The sequence below is a fragment of the Simplicispira sp. GW247-4R2A genome, assembly GCF_059424465.1.
In genome coordinates this window covers 114797-133835 of sequence record NZ_JBWKZM010000001.1, presented here as the reverse complement: position 1 = coordinate 133835, position 19039 = coordinate 114797, and the positions used below count along the sequence as shown (strand labels likewise).

Sequence of the window (19039 nt, the reverse complement as noted above, 5' to 3'; positions counted from 1 at the left end):
GGGGCGGCCTTTGCTCGGCGTCCCACGCCTGGGGCCGCGCCAGTGTTGTGCGCTGCTGACGAACGCGCAAGGCGGCCAGCAGCGTCCGATCACAACTCGTTACGACATCGCCCTCAAGTTCTGCGCCATCGCGCCGAAGCGCCGCCACAATGGCACGCGCGCCGACACCGGCATGGCTGCGCGCGGCAGGCGCCTGAACAGGGCGACTTTCTCACCGTTTAATCGGCCATTGCCGGCGCCTTGCGCCCTCGACAATGTGGACAAGAGGAGCCTCCGATGGACATGCAATACCAGCTCAAGGCCGGCAGCTACTACCTGTACGACATGCGCGACGTGCCCAGCGCCGTGACCGGCGAGCGGCGCTTCAAGCTCAAGACCGACACCGTGGCGATTGCCTTTGACGCCCACACCGGTGAAGTGCACCAGCACGGCAGCCCGGTGCGCATCCAGTCCTGGGCCAACCACACGCGCCGGCGCCTGCGCGCGGCAGGCAATCAGGCGGTGGCCAACGACCTGGTCGTGGTGTCTGGCCCCCTGCCCGTGGACGAACTCAACAAATGCCTGTGGATTGCCGGCTACTGCCGGCGCATGTTCAAGCGCCTCGCCACACTGCCGCACGGCAAGCTGCAGCGCCCGCCTGAGACAACGCGCCGCGCCGCCTGAGCTTGCGGTTTATTCGGCCCCGTCCTCATCCTCTGGGACTTCCGGCGCTTCGGCATGCTTGACGATGGTGACCGGCACCGGGCTGGAATGCGCCAGTGCCTGCGACACCGAACCCAGTAGCGCGCCGCTGATAGCGCCCTGACCGCGGGCGCCGATGATGGCCATGTCGCTCTGCGTGTTCTCAATCAAATCCACCAGTGTGTGCGCCGGGTCGCCCATGCCGATTTCCGTCTCGTAGGTCAGGCCCGCTGCATCGAGCAGCGCGCGGGCACCGGCCATCAGGTGGGCGCCGGCCTCCAGGCTGGCGGCGGCAATGCGGTCGGGGTCGCGCGAGACGACCAGCTCGTACAGCGTGGCCGGCTCCTGCACGTTGGCCAGTACGAAGTCGGCACGCAAACCAGCGTGCACCAGGCCAATCGCGTGGCGCACGGCGTCGAGCGCGAGTTCGGAGCCATCAACGGCAATCAGGATTCTGGGCATACGGGACTTTCTTCTAAGAGCATGGCGGCCAGTGTAGCGGTCGGGCGCTCCAACCCTAGAAACGGCAGTTGACCGCTTTCCATTGTCTGGACAAGAGCATGGTGGCTGGCATTGTTGGCTTCGTTGGCACTCACCCAGGGGGTAAACAGCGCTATGCACCCACCAGCACCACGCTGGCCGCACCATGCGGCGTTGCTCGTCCTTGCGCACAGGAGTGCGCGGCGTCCTCACGCCTTGCCTGGCCCGCCCATCGCAGCACTGGCAGGCGCATTCAACTGCCGCTTCTAGCGGTGACAATCGCACGTATGCTGAAGTTTGAGCTCCTCACCACCGACCCCACCAGCCACGCGCGCCGCGCGGCGATGACCCTTAACCACGGAGTGGTACAAACTCCCGTCTTCATGCCCGTGGGGACGTATGGCACCGTCAAGGGCGTGATGCCGCAAAGCCTGCTCGATATGGGCGCGCAGATCATCCTGGGCAATACCTTTCACCTGTGGATGCGCCCCGGGCAGGACGTGATGCAAAGCTTTGGCGGCCTGCACGCGTTCGAGCAGTGGCACAAGCCCATCCTGACCGACTCGGGCGGTTTTCAGGTCTGGAGCCTGGGCACGATGCGCAAGATCACCGAAGAAGGCGTGCACTTTGCGTCTCCCGTCAATGGCGACAAGCTCTTCATGTCGCCCGAGGTGAGCATGCAGATCCAGACCACGCTGAACAGCGACATCGTGATGCAGCTCGATGAGTGCACCCCGTACGAGACCAAGGGGCAGCTCACCACCGAGCGCGAAGCGCGCCAGTCGATGGAAATGAGCCTGCGCTGGGCGCGCCGCAGCCAGGAGGAATTTGCCCGGCTGCAAAACCCCAATGCGCTGTTTGGCATCGTGCAGGGCGGCATGTTCACCAACCTGCGCGAAGAATCTCTGGCACGCCTGGTCGAGATGGATTTCCCCGGCTATGCCATTGGCGGCGTGAGCGTGGGCGAGCCCAAGGAGCAGATGCTGGGCATCATGGCGCACACCCCGCACCAACTGCCCCAGCACAAGCCGCGCTATCTGATGGGCGTGGGCACGCCCGAAGACCTGGTCCAGGGCGTGGCCGACGGCGTGGACATGTTCGACTGCGTCATGCCGACCCGCAACGCCCGCAACGGCACGCTGTTCACGCGCTTTGGCGACCTGAAGATCAGGAACGCCCGGCACAAGACGGACCACCAGCCGCTCGATACCACCTGCACCTGCCACGCCTGCGCGGGCCAGTCGGGCGTGGCGTGGGACCAAGGCGGGCGCGGCGGTTTCAGTCGCGCCTACCTGCACCACCTGGACCGCTGCGGCGAGATGCTCGGCCCCATGCTGACCACGGTCCACAACCTGCATTACTACCTGAACCTGATGCGCGAAGTACGGGAGGCGCTGGACGCGGGGCAGTTCGCGCAGTTTCGGGCGCGGTTCAAGGCGGATCGGGCGCGCGGGGTGTAAGCCTCGGTAAAGCGGGGCTCCCCCTCTCGACCTCCAGTCGAAGCCACGATGCACCGTCCTGCTTTGCTGCGTACCTGGCGCGATCGGGCTTGATCGGACGCATTCGCGCGACGCAAACCGGCACGCGCACAATGCCAGCGTGAAGAAACCGTTGTCTAAAACTGTGTTGCACACAGCCCTGGCGCCACTCAAATGGCTGCTGGCGCTGGTCATTCTGTTCGAGGAATGGGGCTGGGAACCGCTGCAGCGGGCGCTCGCCACCCTCGGCCGCTGGCCGGGCCTGCGCTGGATCGAAAGCGCCGTGCGCCGCGCACCGCCCTGGCTGGCCCTGGTTCTTTTTTGCGTGCCCGCACTGGCTTTGCTGCCCGTAAAACTGCTGGCGCTGTGGCTGATCGGCGAAGGGCACGCGGTGGCCGGGCTTGCCGTCATCCTGTTGGCCAAGCTGGTAGGCACGGCCGTCGTCGCTCGGCTGTTCAACCTGACGCAGCCCGCCCTGATGCAGCTCACATGGTTCGCACGGTGGTACGGCCGCTGGACACGCTGGAAAGACCTGCTGCTGGCGCAGGTACGTGCCTCGGCGCCGTGGCGCATGGCCCGCGTGATCAAGCGCACGCTGCGCCGCATCACCACGCACTGGATGCGCGCCATTCGCAGCTGATGCCTGCAAAGCGCCTGTGGGTGCAGGCCGGCGAGCAGTGCGCCCTCAATGGACACCGCACCCACCGTAGCGCTTGCCCGCTCCATCCATCCGTTTAAAGCAGGCTCACGGTCTCAGCGCTCGAGATCCAGCGTAACGGCGGTTTGTCCTGGAATGCTGGCGATGGAGAGTTGCGCGCCAATGGCGCAAGCGCGCTCTTGCAGACCGGTCAGTCCCTTGTGCCATGGCTCCTGGATATCAAACCCCTTGCCGTTGTCGGTCATGCGCAAACGAAGGCCACTGCCTTGTGCCTTGACGGTGATGCTCAGAATATCGGCCATGGAGTGTTGCAGGGTGTTGGAGAACACCTCCAGCACAATGAACTGGAGCTGTCGCATGGCCTGTGCATCAAGGCGCTCCAGTGGCGGCAATAAATCGACATCCCAATGCAGGGTGATACCCGAGCTTTCCAGGCGAGGCCCAAGCCGGTAGCGCAGGTTGGCCAACAAGGCGACAACATCACCGGCGGGCAGGTGCATCGAGTCCACAGTGAGCTTGAGCTGGTCCAAAGAGTCGCGCAGGGTTTGAAGAAGCTGATCCGGTTGTGCCACGCCCGATTGCACTTGGCGAATGGCGGAACTGATGTGCGATCCAACGCCATCGTGCATATCGCGCAAGATGCTGGCGCGCTCCAGACTACGTGCTTGCTCGCGCGCCAGGGCTTCGACACGGACATAGCTCTCTTGAAGCGCCAGCTCTCTTTCGGCGACGCGAGCCGCCAGATTGGCGAGCAAATCACGCGACTGCGCGCTGGCCGCACGGAACCGCGTCACCACAAAGTAACCCAGCGCCAAGCCGAACACCGTCGGTGAATACCGCATCCAGGAGTTGTCAGGGTAGCTCGGGTCAATGCGGAAAGCATAGAAATCGTGTGCGCCAACGGCTATGTTGAGCAACATGGCGAAACCGATCCAGCGTGAGGACCATTGCGCGCGGCGCATGCTTCGCGCGACAAAAAACGCACCAAACACGACAAAACTCGCGAGTTCAAGGGCATACCAAAGTGTCAATACCAAGGGTCGCTGGTAGGCCAGCGCGATGTACGCCAGTGGGCCACTCAGCCAGGCCAACAGCCCTATCCAACGGGTAAGCAGAACGGCCCCACGTTGGTTGGACCAACTCGCAGCATGCATACAAAACTGCGACATGCAAAAGGTCCAGATCGCCATGGCCACCACCGGCACCACACCCCACTGCGGCCAAGGCAGCGGTGGACTCTCAATCAATACGTCGCCTACCCGCGTGCTCCAGCACACCTCCGCCAAACCGGCAAACAGGTACAGCGGATCACGCCGCGTTTTAGCTGAGACACTGGTATCGATTTGGGTGAACCACAAGATCAGCGCCATCAGACCCACGAACAAACTGAACCCTGCAACGAACACGGACCCCGTGATGCGCAAATGGTAGGCCCGCAGGTACATTTTGGTCGTCTCTGTCTCCGGCCCAATATAGAGTTTGGAGAGTCCGCCGCGGCGCCCCGCGTCGGTGCGGATTCGAACCTGCAACACGTTGGCATGCGTCAGCAGATCGGACGGAACAAGAATGTGGCGTGGTTGTTGGGCGAAGTCTGCCCCGCCAGCACGATCCATGGCGCCGCGGCGCTGCAGGAGCATGCCGTTCAATTTGATTTCGTAGGCGTTGCCCAATCTGGGGATGTACAGGCCATACGGCACGTCGGGATACAACTGGTTCAGCGGGAACGAAATTTCAAACTGCGCACTGCCCTGCGTTCCGGCTCGCCAATAGTCCCACGCATACGGCAGAGTGGTCTGGCGATGGACGGTGGCGGCTCCTTCGGGGTGAAACTCGCCGGCCGCAGAGTCGAGACGAAGCACCGCGCTTGGCGCAGCCGCCCAACTCTGGAGGCCTCCCAGCGCCAGGAAAAGCCAGACCAGGATGAGGCGCCCCCGCATGCTCATGCTTGGTGCCCTAAAAACACTAGCGACCAGTACCCAGAAGGCCAAGCTGGGTGGCCTCGTAGACGGCTTCACCGCGGGATCGCACCGCCAGCTTGCGGTAGAGATTCTTGATGTGTGTTTGCACGGTGTGCACCGTGACGCCATGCAATTTGGCAATTTCCGCATAGCTGAAGCCCCGTGCAATAAGCTCCAGAACTTCCTGCTCGCGTACAGACAACAACGGCCTTATCGACATGGGCAGGGGCGTTGTGGGGGCGCTGACAGCATGGGCCTGGTTGAGCGTCAGAAATTTGGCGAGCACACGCCGCGCGATCATGGGTGAAATCGGCGAGGCCCCGGCCTTCATCTCCAGGATCGATGTGGCGATATTGTGCGGCGCTGCGTCTTTGTGGATATAGCCCAGGGCGCCGGCTTCGATGCTCTTGAGCACGTTGTCTTCGTCGCCAAACATTGAGATCACGAGCGATTCGCACTGCGGGTGAACCTGAGCCGCATGCCGAATCACCTGCAAGCCGCTACCGTCTGGCAGCCCCAGGTCAACCAAGAGGACATGGACGGCTTCTTCGTTGGCATCAAGCCATGCACAGGCGCTTGCCACCGAGTCGGCCTCGCCCGCCAGACCAAGCTCGGGGCAGCTGCGGACATTGGCCGCGAAATAATCGCGCATCCGGGCATCGTCTTCCACAATCAGGACACGCCACATTACAACTCCACAGCAGTCTGACCCTTGGCGAGCATGCCACGGATTGGGGAAGGCGCAAGCGGCTGTTCCGCCCCCGACATTCCGTACCGTTTACAGGCCAATCCTGACGCCGAGTCAACCCGAACACCGGCCGCTGCGCCATCCCATGAACGGGGGATGCACAAGATCACCCAGCTTTCTTAACCTGCAACTCTTTGTTCGTTTGGAGAATTGCATGTTGCTGAAAATGAAACCTCTTTCGCTGGCCCTGTCAGGTTCTGCGCTGTTGGTGCTTGCCGCCTGCGGCGGCGGCACTTCGACCGAAGCACCGGCAACTCCTGCGACGCTCACCGGGACGGTAACCGTGGACCAGGCCATCAAAAATGCCGTGGTGTGCATGGACCTCAATGCCAATAATGCCTGCGATGCGGACGAACCGGCTTCGGCAAAAACAGGGGCTGATGGCGCCTACAGCCTCACCTACGATCCCGCTAAGGTGACTGCGGCGCAGGCGGCAGGCGCTTCGCTCATTGCTCCCATGGTGCCCGGCGCCATCACCGATGCAACAACCACCCTGGATGCCGCCGACCCAACGACAAGCAGTACCGACAAGGCCTACGTACTCAAGCAGGTGCCGGGCAAGGGCGGGCAGATCAATCCCTTAACCTCGCTGGTCGAAGTAGGGATGGCACAGGGCATGGCCGAGAATGTGGCGCGGGCCAACGTTGCCACGCAACTGGGCATCGCCGATTCCAAGATCGACAACTACCAAGACGACCCCAGCTTCAACGCGGACCAGGTTCAGGACAACGCCCGCATGATGGCCAAAATCACCGCAGCCGCATTGGAGGCAGGCGCTTCCTTGCAGGTGGGCGACCAGACAGCAGCCGTCAGCCCGGCTGCGGGAAGCCTGGCCAAGCTGCATTACACCGATGCGGCGAACTACGAAGTGCGCACCTTGGACATTCTGGGCAAGTCTGCCGGCACCGGTCCAGTACAGATAGTCGATATGCGCAGCGGTCAAACCAACAGTACCGCAATGGTCGAGGGGACGCTGTACACCGAGGTTTACCTCTCCAGCGCCGGATGGGTCCATTGCAATGCCGCAGCCGCCGTTGTCGGGACACTAGGCAATCCTAGCCGCAGCACTTACTGCAACACCCAGCAATCTGCGGGCTTCACTGTCTCCTCCGATGTTGCTGGCCAAACTATGGCCAGCGTGGTCACATCCATGCAGGCAGACCCCAGTACCAATGTCATTAACAACGCGCTACCCACGGCACCATTGCTGACCGCTTTGGGAACCGCTGCTTTTCCAGCCAACGCCTATATCGACCAGCGTACCAAGCTCAATCTGGCGCAAGCCATTTACGTCGACAGCACCGACAAACCCCTTGCTGCAACCATTACCTCACTCGAACAGCTTATTGCCAGCAAACCCAGCGCTGCAGTCAAACTCGTCACGGGTGGTGGCACCCTGGGACTGGGACGTGCGGACAGCCAAACAAGCACGTTACGCGTGTCTTTCAGTGGCGCCACTAGCCCCATAGCCGGGGTCGCGCAGTTCTATCGATGCGACTACAACGCCAGCCAGGACAGCATCGCCAATTGCGTCGCGACCCAGACGGGCACCTATACCATCAGCACCGTGAATGGCGTCCGCGTCTTGCGCTATTCGGGGAATGCGCCGACGATCATGGACCACACCCGCTTGCATGTCGAGGTCGCACAAGGGGTTCCTGGACTCACAGATGGCCCGCTCAGCGGTCCCCGTGTCTTTATGGCTCGCGAAAATAAGGCTACCGTGGCGTTCAACCAAAGCACGAGCAACCGCCTGAACAGCACCGCCTGGGCAGCACTGAAAAGCAAACTTGGTATTTGATTGAAGGTGGGGGCCTATGTGCCCCCATCCGACCCACTTAGCGCCGCCATAAAACAGGCCCCTGCCATGCGAGATAGCAAGGGCCTCATGCAGCGCGGTTGCGCGGCGAATCAGTCGCGCAGCTCAGGGGGCAGCGAACCCCCGTTGGCGGCGATGCTGCGCATCACCTGCTTGTGCAGCCAGATGTTCCAGGCGGCCGAACCGGGTTCGTCACTGCCGCTGTAGAACAATTCGCCGGCCAGCTCCTTGCGCGCGGACAGGCTGCTGTCCAAGCCCAGCAACTTGAGCAGATCAACGATCGAGGTGCGCCAGTTCAGCGCACTGGCGCCCGGCATCGCATCCAGGATGGGCGCCACATCCCCCATCGGGATGGAAGGCGGCGCGGCTGGGGCGGCCGGTGCGGCCGGCGTATCTGCGGCAGCCGGTGCGGGGGGTGGTGCCACGACGACTTCAGCTGCGTTGGCCGATGGGAAAATTTTGGAAAAGATCTTGGAGAAGAAACCCATAAATGCTCCCTTGGTGACGTTGAGGTGGACGTCGAAGTTGCGGTTGGTTTGGCACAACACCCAAGGATGAATCCTTGAGTACTGTGGGGCTTTGTATCACGCCAAGAAGACCGGCGCCCGTTCCGCTGCCTGCTGGCTGGCCTGCGCACTGGTGCCACACGCATGGCAGAACTTCGCAAACGCACTCTTGCGCGTGTTGCAGGCGCCGCAGCGGTCAAACAAACCGATACCGCAGTGCGGGCAGAAGTCGATCTTTTCGTTCTTCAAATCCACCGGACGCTCGCAGCCGGGACAGACGCTTTTGGCCAGGCGCGCCAGAGCCACGTCGTAGCTCAATTCCTTGCGTCGCTCCTGGTCCGGCAGGGCTTCGGCGAGTTTTTGCCGCTCCAGGTAGCGGTTGAGGGCCAGGATGGCGTAGCGCCCCACCAGCGCGGTTACCGCAATGCCCACCACGTAACGCACGTAGCCGCCGTAGCTCGGCAGGTAGGGCACGAGCTCGACAAAGAAGGCGAACAGCGCGAAAAAGATGAAACCCCAGACGAAGGGCCAGTAGGTGCCCTTGCGCTTTTTCACAAACAGCCAGCCGGCCACAACGAGCAGCGGCAGGGTCAGCGCCAGCCGGTAGAGGAACACGCGCATTTCCACGCGCCGCATTTCCTCATTGAGCTTGGCGCGGGCCGCGGTCTCCATGCTGTCGAGCTGCTTTTGCGTTTGCGCTGCCGCCTGCCGTGCGTCCAGCGCCGCTTGCTGCTGCGCCTCGACGGCGCGCTGCTGGGCCTGTTCGGCGCGCTGCTGTGCGTCGAGCGCACGGGTGCGGGCGATGACTTCGGGGTCTTGCTCGGATCGCTGGGTCACGCTGCGCGTGGCCAGCCAATTGTTGAAGCTCTCGCGCTGGGCGCGTGTTTCGCTGCGCGCCTTGCTGCGCTGGAGCTGCGCCTGGGCCAGGGCGCTGTCGGCGGCCTCGGCCGCACTGCGCTCGCCGCGCAACTGCTCGCGCAGCCGCTGGGCCGCGGGCTGGTTCAGAAAGTTGTCGAGCGCCAGCGGCGTCTCCACCTTGGGCAGGTCGCCCACGATGGTGCCGCCCAGGCCGATCAGGAAGCTGGCAAACACCAGCGCCACCAACCACAGGCCACGGCGAAACCATTTTTCGGACAGGCGCAGGGATTTGCTCATTTCGTTTTCCTGATGGAATTACTATATTTTCGATAGCTGTTCGCGCAACCACTGTATGCGCTGGAGGCTATTTTCTTCTATTTTTTCTTACCTTTTCATCTGACCCGCCCCAGCGGCGGCGGCCCCTACGCCTGCGCGACAGGCGGGCAGCGCGCCGTCTTTCACAATGCCGCCATCGCACTCAGAGGTATTTTCCATGGCCAAAGCTTTTGATCTTGTCGTTCACGGCGCCACCGGTTTTACCGGCCGGCTGGTGGTGGAGTATCTGCTCCAGCGCTACCCAGCAGGCAGCGGTCTGCGCTGGGCCATGGGCGGGCGCAGTGCAGAGAAACTTGCCTCGGTGCGCGACGCCATCGGCGCGCCAGCCGATACGCCCCTGGTGCTGACCGACAGCAGCGACCCCGCCAGCCTGCAGGCGCTGATGGAGCAGACCCGGCTGGTGCTGACCACGGTGGGGCCCTACCAGCTCTACGGCAGTGAACTCGTGGCGGCCTGCGCGGCTGCGGGCGTGGACTATGTCGACCTGTGCGGCGAGCCGGCCTGGATGCGCCAGATGATCGATGCGCACGAAGGTGCGGCAAAGGCCAGCGGCGCGCGCATTGTGTTCTCTTGCGGTTTTGATTCCATACCGTTCGACATGGGCGTATGGATGCTGCAGAACGCGATGCATGCGCGCTTTGGCCACCCTGCCAGCCGCGTGCGCGGACGCGTGCGCAAGATGAAGGGCACCTTCTCCGGCGGGACTGCCGCCAGCCTGAAAGCCACCATGGCCGCCGCCGCGGACCCCGGCGTGCTGGAGCTGTTGCGCAACCCCTTCTCGCTCACCCCTGGCTTTGAAGGCCCGCGCCAACCCTCGGGCAACAAACCCATGGTGGACGAGGCGCTGGGCATGTGGGTAGCGCCGTTCGTGATGGCCGCCATCAACACGCGCAATATCCACCGCTCCAACTTGTTGACGGGGCACCGCTACGGGCCGGACTTTGTGTACGACGAGATGCTGGTGACCGGCACGGGCGAGAAGGGCGAAGCGATGGCCAACGCCGTGGCCGCCGACAAGTCGCTTGGCTCCGACAGCGGCCCCAGGCCGGGCGAAGGCCCTTCGCGCGAGGAGCGCGAGGCGGGGTTCTACGACGTGCTCTTCCTGGGGATGGACGCCGAGGGCCACCAACTGCGCGTGGCGGTCCAGGGCGACCGCGACCCGGGCTACGGCTCAACCTCCAAGATGATTGCCGAGGCGGCCGTGTGCCTGCTGCAGGACGCCACCAGCACACCGGGCGGTATCTGGACCACGGCCCCTGCACTGGGACAGCCGCTGATCGACCGGCTGCAGGCCCACGCCGGGCTGACATTCGCCGTCGAGCCAGCCTGAACCGCCTTAGCGGAGCAGCCCCCACCACTGCCAGAGCGCAAAGCCTGCCAGCAGGGCCGCCGAGCTCCATTGGATGCGCTGGCGCCAGGTCTCATCCAGGCGCGCGCGCCAACGGGCCACCATGGCAGTCAGCAGCAGCCACCACAGCGCCGAGCCCAGCCACACCCCCGCCACCATGGGCAGCACCGCCACGGTCCGGGCCCCACCGGCCATGGCGCCGAAGATGGCGATGAACGACAGGATGGTGACCGGGTTCGACAGGGTGAGCGCCAGCGTGCCGACAAAACACCCCAACAGATCGCCGGACGTGGCCACGACTGCCGCCTGCCGGGCCATGGGCTGGCGTGCCACGCGCCAGGCCATCCCCAACAGCACCAGCCCACCCACCAGCGCCAGCCAGGTTCGCGCGCCCACCAGCGCATCGATCAGAAAGCGCGTGCCCAGTGCCCCGAGTGCGCCATACAGCGCATCCGCCGTGGCCGCTCCGAGCCCCGTGGCCAGGCCGGCACGCATACCGCGCTCCAGCGTGCGCTGGATGGTCAGCAGGCCGATGGGCCCCACTGGCGCAGCGATCGAGAACCCAACCCACAGAGCCTCAGAAAACAACACAAATACCTTGGAAACCATCTCGCCATGGTAGGCAGAGACGGCGCATGACAACAGCCAGAAAATTCGGCCGAACAGCTTGAATGCCGTTCTTTTCAAGGCAAGAATTGGCAATGACAAAACATTCACCGATCCAGCTCGACAACAAGGCCTGGCTGCTACTGCAGGCCCTGCAGGCCGATGGCCGGGCACCGCTCAAGGCGCTGGCCGATGCCACGGGCCTATCCATGCCGGCCACAGCCGAGCGCCTCAAGCGACTGCAGGAGTCCGGTGTGATCCGCGGCTACCAGGCACAGGTGGAACCGGCCGCCGTGGGCTACGGGGTGCGCGCCATCGTGGGCATCCATGTGCCGCAACCGGGCAAGCGCGCCCTGCTGGACAGGCTCGCCGAGCTGCCCGAGGTGCTGGAATGCCACCATGTGGCGGGGGAGGATTCCTATGTGATGCAGGTCGTCGCCACCTCACTGCAAGACCTGGAGCGCTTCCTCGCCGGCATCAACGGCTATGGCGAAACACGCACCTCCATCGTGTTCTCCACGCCCATCGAGCGGCGCGGGCTGGCGCGGCCTGCACGCTGAGAACGTGTTTACGATCTCGCAGGAGCCGCGTTGGAGCGCAATCGGGATGAGTGGATGCTTCGGATGCGCCGCATGGGCTCATGCCCATGCAAGCAGCCGGGGCGTCCAATCGCCCGATTTCGCTCCAACGCGGCCCCTGGGAGATCGTAAACACGTTCTGAGGGCCTGCTCTCGTGTCTCCTGCAGGCGCGCGTTCGCGCGCAACCGGTCACCCACCTACACACAACTTCACGCTTGCCCTACAGACATTTGACAAGCAGGCCGCATCATGGCGATATTGGCTTTCCGTGAGCCGTATCCCAGGAGAACCTTCATGCACCGCCCTCTCACCACCGCCGCCGCTGTGGCTGCCCTTGCCCTCGCCAGCCTGGCGCCGGCGCAGGCTGCCACCCAGGCCACTGTGATCATCCAGTCCGGTCCAACCCTCGAATACCGCAACCTGCCACCACCACCGCCCCCACGCGTCATCGAGCGCCCTGGCATGCGGCGCGGCCAAGTCTGGGTGGAAGGTCACTGGGAATGGCGCGGTGCACGCTACCACTGGATCAATGGCTACTGGCTGAAGATGCGCCCCGGCTACACCTACATGCAACCTCACTGGGTGCAGAGCGGCGGCGATTGGCGCTTTGAGCGCGGCGGCTGGCAAGGCCGCGGTCCCGGTATGCGCGACCATGACGACATGCGCAACCGCTACAACCGCCACGACATGGACGGCGACGGCTTGCGCAACAACCGGGACGGCGACCGCGATGGCGACGGCGTGCGCAACCGCAACGACCGGCATCCAAACGACCCGCGCCGCAATTAAGCGCCGCCGGCATTGCGGCCTTGCTGCACGCAAAGCGCCCCAGCCCTCGCGGTTGGGGCGCTTTTTCGTTACCGCTGTGCGAGAAACACCGTCAGTACGCCGGTGTAGCCGTAGATGTTGGCGTGCGCGATTTCACCGCCGGCAAAAAACCCGACCAGCGGCACATCGCCCAGGGCATGCTGCACGATGCGCAGTTCCGCACTGTCACCGCCAAAATGCCGGCCACCACGGCCTGAGCAGCTCACGTAAAGCGCGCCGGCAATGGCGTGGGTGGGCGCCGCACCTTCGGGCGCCAGTTCCTCGCGGATTTCGGCGCAGATGCGCGTCAGATCGGCGCGCGCCGCCTGCACGTTGCGCTGGCAGAACGCCAGGCGCATGCCGCTTTCCACACGCTCTGCGAGGGCTACGCCGTGGCGCGTGCCATCGAGCCCGATGATGTGCCGCACACGGGTTTCGGCACCGAAATGGCCGGTGCTGCGCAACGCCGGTGCGGACCCCGAACGCTCGTCGTCCATGAGACCGGCCAGCGTCACGCGCACGCGCTCGATGGCCTGCTGCGGATCGCCTGAAAGCGAGACCTCCAGCGTATCGAGCAGGCGCTCGAGCGCCGGCTCGTTGTCCAGCGCCAGCACCACGTTGTCGGCGGCCTCGGTGATGCGGTGCACCGGCCCGACGGGCTGGCAGCCCTGCGTGACGCGCGAGATCAGGGCCACGCCGGCCCCAAAGGCCACGCCCGAGAGGCCGCCGGTAAATACGCCACTGGCGGCGCCCTGCCCGGCAAGGTTGCCGTTGCCACCCACGGCAAATTGCACGCTGGCGCCACGGCTGGCCGCCAGACCACCAAACAAATAGCCGCTCGCCGTGCGGTCGGCCAATTCGGCCACCAGCGCCGCAACCTCAGGCGCGGCGCCATCGGCATGTACCAGCGCCGTCTGCGCCGAAAACCCGCCCACCCCGCTGCAGGGCAGCGGCGCGACGCCGGAGAACACGCGGTACTGGTCGGGCGGCAATTCCAGCAGCATCAGCGCCAGCGCTGGCTGGTCGAAGTATTCGGCGCTGCCGCCGCAGACCCCGACGCCCACAGTGCCGCTCCAGTCGGTGATTTCGGGCAGCTCGGCGGCCAGCAGGTCGAGCACTTCCTGCGCTTGATCGGCGTAGTGGTCGGTGATGTAGAGCAGGCCCAGCGTGGGTGCCGACGCATATCCAGGCGCGCCCATCTGCGCGCGCACCTGGGCCAGCGCCATCAGCGCTGCCATGCGGGCTTGCGGATGGGTGGCGTGGCCGGTTGGAAACAGTTTCATCGAGATCCCCGCCAAAGAAGGTGCCCAGCGCTGCGCGCTGGTGGCTTCAGCGCGTGCTACGGGCCGAGGTTTTGCGCGCCGCCGCCTTGCGCGGTGCAGGTTTTTTTGCCGTCGCCTTGGCCACCTTCTTCGCAGCCACGGGCTGTTTGGCCGCGCTGCGGGGGCTGGCCGCCTTGGTGCGGCCGGTGGCGGCCTGCATGCTCTTGACGCCCTGAGCCGCCATTTGCGCGGTCATGCCGGTGGCGGTCTTCAGAGCGTCCTTGGCCAGACCGGTGGCCACGTTGCGCGCGGCGTCCACGGCCGTCTGGCGCGCAGCGTCCTTCATGGCCGAGCTGGCGATCTGCTGGAACTGCTGCGTCAGCGCGCCCCACCACTGCATCGGGTCGATGACGCTGGTGGCTTCGGCCTTGCCTTTGGATTTGCCTGCAGGGGCCTTCTTGTCCGTGCCGCCGTGCACGGAGCCTGCGGCCTCGGGCGCTGCTTCGTCCGCCGAGGGGCGAACCGCGTCGGCCGCGCGGGATGCCACGCCGCTGACCATCTGCGCGGCTTGGGCCAAGCCCTCACCCGCCTTGTGCACCCCGCCCATCACGGTATCGGCGGTCTTGAGCTTGAAGGCATTGGCCACGTCGCCCATGCTGAAGTTCATGCCCTTGAGCGTGGCCAGGGTCATCTTCTGCACTTCCAGCGCCTGGATGGTGGCGGCCAGAGCCCGCGAGTTCTGCTCCAGCCAGAACTGTACGGCTTTGAGCTCCTCGACGCGCTTGTCCAACTCTTCGACGCTGAGGGTCGGCGCCACCCAGTTGGAGAGCTGGGGCAGCTGCGGGATGTTGCCTGCAGCGCCCTTGGCCAGGCCTTGCAGGAAATCGAAGCCCGGCACGAATTTGCCAAAACCAAAGGGGGTTGAATCGCTCATGGTTGCTTCCGCTGTGGAGGGTTAAGAGGTGTGCGGACAGCTTACTCCAATGCGCCCCGGCTGGGGGCGCCCACAGCGGTAATGCGGCGCTCAGTTCTTCTGCGTGGGCATGGGCATCGCCATGGGCGCGGCGTGGCCGCCGTGCGCGCCAGGGGGCATGGTGGCCACCGGGACCTGCAGTTCCATGCGGTGCTCCTCGCCCTTGGCGTCCTTGAACACCAGGGTCAGCGGCAATTGCGTGTCCTTGGCCAGCGGCGCCTTCAGGTCCATCAGCATGATGTGGTAGCCACCGGGCTTGAGCTCGACCGCCTTGCCGGCCGGCAGATCGAGCTCCGGCAAAGCACGCATTTTCATGACGCCACCATCCATTTTCATCTCATGCACTTCGGCGTGGCCAGCAGCAGGCGTCTCGGCACGCAGCAGGCGCAAAGGCTCGCTAGCGGTAATGCGCATGAATGCACCCGAGCTCGTTTGGCCCTGCACGCTGGCACGTGCCCAGGCGCCATCGACGGCGGCCGGAGCCGCGCCCTGGGCATAGGCATGGCCGGCCAGCAGAGTGGCGGCAAACAGCAGGGAGGTGGTGAAACGTTGCATAGTCATCGTGGGCTCCTGTGAAAAACTTAGTGCGAATGGCCGCCGGCTGCGGGCAGCAGCTCCAGCGCAGCCGCGGGGGATTTGAGGTCGTGCAGCTTCTGGCCTGCCGTGGGCACCTCGGTCCAGTCCATGCGGCCCTGTTCGCAGATTTGCTCCACCGGCCAGTAGATTGTTCCGGCCTGGCTGGGCAGGTGCGCCTGGAGCACGAACTCGTCGTAGAAATCGCCGGGCAGTGCGTCCGCTGGCGTCTTGGCGCTCCAGCGGATGCGGCGCACTTCCTCGGTGATGGTCTTGCCGTGGTCGCTGCGCGCCTGGGCCAGCTTCTCGCGCTCGATGGCAATCGTCCAGCCCGGCTTGGGCATGGGCTTGGCGCCTTCCACGCCGGCGGGAATGGTGACGGCGATCTCGCGCGTGGGCGATGCGCCGCAGCCGTGGCCGACGCGGAACGTGGCTTTGTAGCTGCTGCCTGCATTGGCCACCTGGTATTCCAGCGTGACATGCGCATTTGCAAGGTTAAAAACGCCGCTAGCGCTTACCAGTAAAGCGCTGACAGCTATGAATTTGAGAGTTTTTGAAGGCATGGTGGTTCTTTCAGAGGTCGATCTTGAGTTCCGCGACATAGCTGCGCTGCGGATAGGGGTGGAAATTCCAGAACTGGTAGTTGTTGGCGTTGTCGATGCCGAAGGACGCCACCATGTGCTTGTCGATCCGGTAGCGGGCACGCAGGTCCACGGTGAAGAACTTGCTCACGCCCATGTAGGCAAAACCGTTCACGTCGCTGTTGTCGAGGGTGCGGAACTGCGGGCCGCTGTAGCGCGCGCCCACCGAGGTGCTCCAGCGCTCGTTCCAGCGGTAGCTCGCCAGCGCGCTGGCGCGCCATTTGGCGACATTGGGCTGGCGCTTGCCGATGGTGTCGCCCGGCACCGTGACGAAGCCGGCGTTGTCCTTGATGACCGAATCGGCGTAGGTGACGCTGGCGTTCAGGTCCAGGCCGCGGCGCAGCACGTCGCTGCCGCTCCAGGCCAGTTCCAATCCCTTTGTCTGGATGCGGCCAACGTTCTGCACGCGGCTGACGTTGCGGTTGGCCACGGTATCCAGCGTGGTCTGGGTGTAGAGCGCGTCGTGCGTGTCCTCGGTGAAGAAGGTCAGGCGCAGCAGGCTGCTCCCCAGGTCTTTTTCCGCGCTCAGCTCGGTGGTCCAGGATTTTTCCGGCCGCAGGTTCGGGTCGTTGATGTACTGCGCATTCGCGGTGGCGGTGGCGCCATACAGCTCACTCACTGTCGGAAAGCGCACCGCCCGGCCGGCCGAGGCCTTGAGCACCGTGTCCGGCAGCCACTGCCAGGAGAGCGCCGCCTTGGGCGAGAAGTGCGTCTCGCTGCGCTCGGCCCAGCGCGTGTCGATGGCGGGCGCGGCGCCCGGAATGGCGGTGCTGCCGTCGTAAGCGCTCCAGCGCTCGCCGCGCAGGCCCAGCACCGTCTTCCAGCGTGGCGCGAACGACCAGGCATCCTGCGCGTACAGGCTTTGCAAGCGCGTCTTGCCGCCCACCTCGCTGACCCGCGCGCCGGGGCCGTCCTGCAGCCAGTTGCCCGGGATCGCGGAGGTGAGGTAGTCCAGTTGGTAGCTGCCCTGCTGGAAGCCGAAATCGACGATGTGGGCGCCCTGCATGCCGCCCGGGCGCCAGATGCCCTTGAGTGCCAGGTTGTTCCAGCCTGTTCCGTTGCCGTCTGCCAGCGTGCCCGCCCCCCCGGACGCGGCACCGGGAAGGGGGTTGGCGGCGCTGTTCTGGCGCTTCTGGTCTTTGCCGTAGTCGTAGAGGCTGGCCGCCACTTCCCAGTCAAACACGCCCTGCGTATGGCTCTTGACCGACAGGCCGTGCATGGTGTGCAGGAGCGATTCGTTGGTCAGCGCGAAATCGCTGCCGGTCAGCGGCGCGTAGCTGCGCCCGCCGATGTTGATGGCGCCGCTCGTGACCGGCTGGCCCGCGGCATCGCGCAGGTACGACACCGGCCGCCCCTGCGACTGGTTTTGCCACACCCCCAGCGTATAGGCGGCGCGCAAGGTGGGCGTGATGTCCCAGGCCAGCTTGGCCTTGAAGTGGTCCTGCTGCGTGGTGTACGCCGTGCCGCTGCCCAGAATCCACCAGGTGGCATTGGCGCTGTTCAAACCTGGAACCGCGCCGGTGACCGGTGTGCCGGCCGTGCCGGGCGTTCCGCTGGCCAGGGTGCGCGTGGCAAAGGTCAGCGGCTGGCCCTCGCTGTCGGTGTGGCTGAAGTTGAGGAACCAGGCCCAGTCGCCGCTTTTGTTGCCCACCGAGGTGCTGGCCTGCCAGCTGCGGGTTGTGGTGTTGGTGCCGTAGAGCTCAAAAGGCTGCGACACGTAGCCCATCTTGGCGTGGGCCTCGAAGTGCGTGGGCATGCGCGTGACGTAATCGACCACCGCGCCCACCGAGTTGCCGGGGTAGGCGGCGGAGAACGGCCCGTACATCACATCGACCCGCTCGATCTCCTCGGGCGTCACCAAACCCCAGCGCGGCGGAAACGACAGGCCGCCGATGCCGTTGCCCAGGTAGTTCGACAGCAGGATGCCGTCGGCATACACCGCCGAGCGCGCGCTGTTGCCGGTGCCCGAGGCCCGGCTGGAGAGGATGGCGTGGTTGTAGTCGCCGATGTAGCGCTTACGCACCAGCAGGCTGGGGAAGTACTTGAGCGCGTCCTCGCTGTCGGTGGCGTTGATGCCCTGCTCAATCTGCTCGCCCGTGACACCCTCCATGGTGGTGGGAATCTGCGTCGGCAGCGAGGTGGGCTGACCACCGGTGATGGTGACGACGCCCAGTTCTTTGGTCGGGGCATCGTTGGCCTGGGCATACGCGCTCAGGCTGAAGGGAAAGGCCACGGCAAGCGCCATGGCCACGCGATTTCTGCGCATGGGAACACTCCTGAAACCAATGAAAACGACCGCCAGCGCTTATCCCTATTGGGCAAGCAGCTACGGTTGCAATAGCACTTCAGGAGAACAGCGGAGGCCCGCGCGCCGGCAGCGGCGCGGCCGTGCGCGCCGCAATGTGCGCGGCGGGAATGGGCAGCAGGGCATGGGCCAGCCGCAGGGCCTGCGGCAGGCGGATGGGCGCAGGCGGCGGGGCGGCACTGCCAAAGTGCACGCACAGCGGACAGTCAAGCGTATGCCCGCGCTGCGTCTGCGTACCATCGTCGCCCAGCACCAGCAGCTTGACGTCGCCGCTGGCCGAGCACACCAGCTGCGCCGATTGCGGGTGAACGAAAGGCGACGCCGTCGCCACGCCGATGGACATGGCAAACCACACCAGCATGAAGCTGGCGAGAGCGCGAAAGCGGCGCAAGGTTTGCATGGACGGGGATTGTAGGCGGCGCG

General features: G+C 64.8%; 19 protein-coding genes. 7 read left to right on the top strand and 12 right to left on the bottom strand.

Translation table 11 applies throughout. From position 1 onward, the window contains the following. Positions 1–276: 276 nt before the first annotated feature. Entirely contained in the window at positions 277–663 is a 387-nt protein-coding gene (locus tag AC07ZH_RS00645) for a hypothetical protein (protein ID WP_119109327.1), read from the top strand. A 9-nt stretch (positions 664–672) separates the two neighbouring features. On the opposite strand, the gene AC07ZH_RS00640 is transcribed toward AC07ZH_RS00645, so the two are convergent. After that, the gene (locus AC07ZH_RS00640) at positions 673–1143 is read right to left on the bottom strand and encodes a universal stress protein (protein WP_119109328.1); all 471 of its coding nucleotides are present in this window, start codon (positions 1141–1143) and stop codon (positions 673–675) included. A gap of 305 nt (positions 1144–1448) precedes the next feature. Between AC07ZH_RS00640 and tgt the strand changes: the two genes are divergently transcribed. Both tgt and AC07ZH_RS00630 read left to right on the top strand, forming a co-directional pair. After that, positions 1449–2621, top strand: a complete 1173-nt coding sequence (tgt, locus tag AC07ZH_RS00635; protein WP_495198116.1) for a tRNA guanosine(34) transglycosylase Tgt — start codon at positions 1449–1451, stop codon at positions 2619–2621. A gap of 151 nt (positions 2622–2772) precedes the next feature. Continuing rightward, positions 2773–3279 (top strand): hypothetical protein, encoded by a 507-nt coding sequence (locus AC07ZH_RS00630; RefSeq protein ID WP_495198115.1) that lies wholly within the window; start codon positions 2773–2775, stop codon positions 3277–3279. Positions 3280–3392: 113 nt separating this feature from the next. Here AC07ZH_RS00630 and AC07ZH_RS00625 read toward each other — a convergent pair whose 3' ends face one another. Together AC07ZH_RS00625 and AC07ZH_RS00620 are read right to left on the bottom strand one after the other, a co-directional pair. Further along, entirely contained in the window at positions 3393–5240 is a 1848-nt protein-coding gene (locus tag AC07ZH_RS00625; RefSeq protein WP_495198114.1) for a sensor histidine kinase, read from the bottom strand. A gap of 19 nt (positions 5241–5259) precedes the next feature. Continuing rightward, positions 5260–5943: a response regulator transcription factor gene (locus AC07ZH_RS00620; protein WP_495198113.1), complete on the bottom strand. Its 684-nt coding sequence runs from the start codon at positions 5941–5943 to the stop codon at positions 5260–5262. A gap of 214 nt (positions 5944–6157) precedes the next feature. Between AC07ZH_RS00620 and AC07ZH_RS00615 the strand changes: the two genes are divergently transcribed. Continuing rightward, positions 6158–7804, top strand: a complete 1647-nt coding sequence (locus tag AC07ZH_RS00615; protein WP_495198112.1) for a hypothetical protein — start codon at positions 6158–6160, stop codon at positions 7802–7804. 110 nt (positions 7805–7914) lie between these two features. On the opposite strand, the gene AC07ZH_RS00610 is transcribed toward AC07ZH_RS00615, so the two are convergent. Next, complete coding sequence (locus AC07ZH_RS00610) at positions 7915–8310, bottom strand: DUF3597 domain-containing protein (RefSeq protein ID WP_495198111.1); 396 nt, start codon at positions 8308–8310, stop codon at positions 7915–7917. Between the two features lie 96 nt (positions 8311–8406). Further along, positions 8407–9483 carry a serine endopeptidase gene (locus AC07ZH_RS00605; RefSeq protein ID WP_495198110.1) on the bottom strand — a complete coding sequence of 359 codons (1077 nt, stop codon included), beginning with the start codon at positions 9481–9483 and terminating at the stop codon, positions 8407–8409. 196 nt (positions 9484–9679) lie between these two features. Here AC07ZH_RS00605 and AC07ZH_RS00600 point away from each other — a divergent pair, with 196 nt between their 5' ends. Next, entirely contained in the window at positions 9680–10852 is a 1173-nt protein-coding gene (locus tag AC07ZH_RS00600; protein ID WP_495198109.1) for a saccharopine dehydrogenase family protein, read from the top strand. A 6-nt stretch (positions 10853–10858) separates the two neighbouring features. Here the strand turns inward: AC07ZH_RS00600 and AC07ZH_RS00595 are convergent, their stop codons facing one another. Then, positions 10859–11479 (bottom strand): LysE family translocator, encoded by a 621-nt coding sequence (locus tag AC07ZH_RS00595; RefSeq protein WP_495198108.1) that lies wholly within the window; start codon positions 11477–11479, stop codon positions 10859–10861. 92 nt (positions 11480–11571) lie between these two features. Between AC07ZH_RS00595 and AC07ZH_RS00590 the strand changes: the two genes are divergently transcribed. Beyond that, on the top strand, positions 11572–12036 hold the full coding sequence (locus AC07ZH_RS00590) for an Lrp/AsnC family transcriptional regulator (RefSeq protein ID WP_495198107.1): 465 nt from the start codon (positions 11572–11574) through the stop codon (positions 12034–12036). A 313-nt stretch (positions 12037–12349) separates the two neighbouring features. After that, a complete protein-coding gene (locus AC07ZH_RS00585) occupies positions 12350–12844 on the top strand; it encodes a YXWGXW repeat-containing protein (protein ID WP_119109332.1) in 495 nt (164 codons plus the stop codon). Between the two features lie 68 nt (positions 12845–12912). On the opposite strand, the gene AC07ZH_RS00580 is transcribed toward AC07ZH_RS00585, so the two are convergent. From AC07ZH_RS00580 to AC07ZH_RS00555, 6 genes are all read right to left on the bottom strand, one after another. Next, a complete protein-coding gene (locus AC07ZH_RS00580) occupies positions 12913–14145 on the bottom strand; it encodes an FIST signal transduction protein (protein WP_495198106.1) in 1233 nt (410 codons plus the stop codon). A gap of 46 nt (positions 14146–14191) precedes the next feature. After that, positions 14192–15058, bottom strand: coding sequence for a PhaM family polyhydroxyalkanoate granule multifunctional regulatory protein (locus tag AC07ZH_RS00575; protein ID WP_495198105.1), 867 nt, complete (start codon positions 15056–15058; stop codon positions 14192–14194). Positions 15059–15148: 90 nt separating this feature from the next. Next, positions 15149–15658, bottom strand: coding sequence for a copper chaperone PCu(A)C (locus AC07ZH_RS00570; protein ID WP_495198104.1), 510 nt, complete (start codon positions 15656–15658; stop codon positions 15149–15151). Positions 15659–15678: 20 nt separating this feature from the next. Then, positions 15679–16233: a YcnI family copper-binding membrane protein gene (locus AC07ZH_RS00565; RefSeq protein WP_495198103.1), complete on the bottom strand. Its 555-nt coding sequence runs from the start codon at positions 16231–16233 to the stop codon at positions 15679–15681. Between the two features lie 10 nt (positions 16234–16243). Continuing rightward, positions 16244–18577, bottom strand: a complete 2334-nt coding sequence (locus AC07ZH_RS00560; RefSeq protein WP_495198102.1) for a TonB-dependent receptor — start codon at positions 18575–18577, stop codon at positions 16244–16246. 79 nt (positions 18578–18656) lie between these two features. Continuing rightward, on the bottom strand, positions 18657–19016 hold the full coding sequence (locus tag AC07ZH_RS00555; RefSeq protein WP_495198101.1) for a DUF2946 family protein: 360 nt from the start codon (positions 19014–19016) through the stop codon (positions 18657–18659). Positions 19017–19039: the final 23 nt, after the last annotated feature.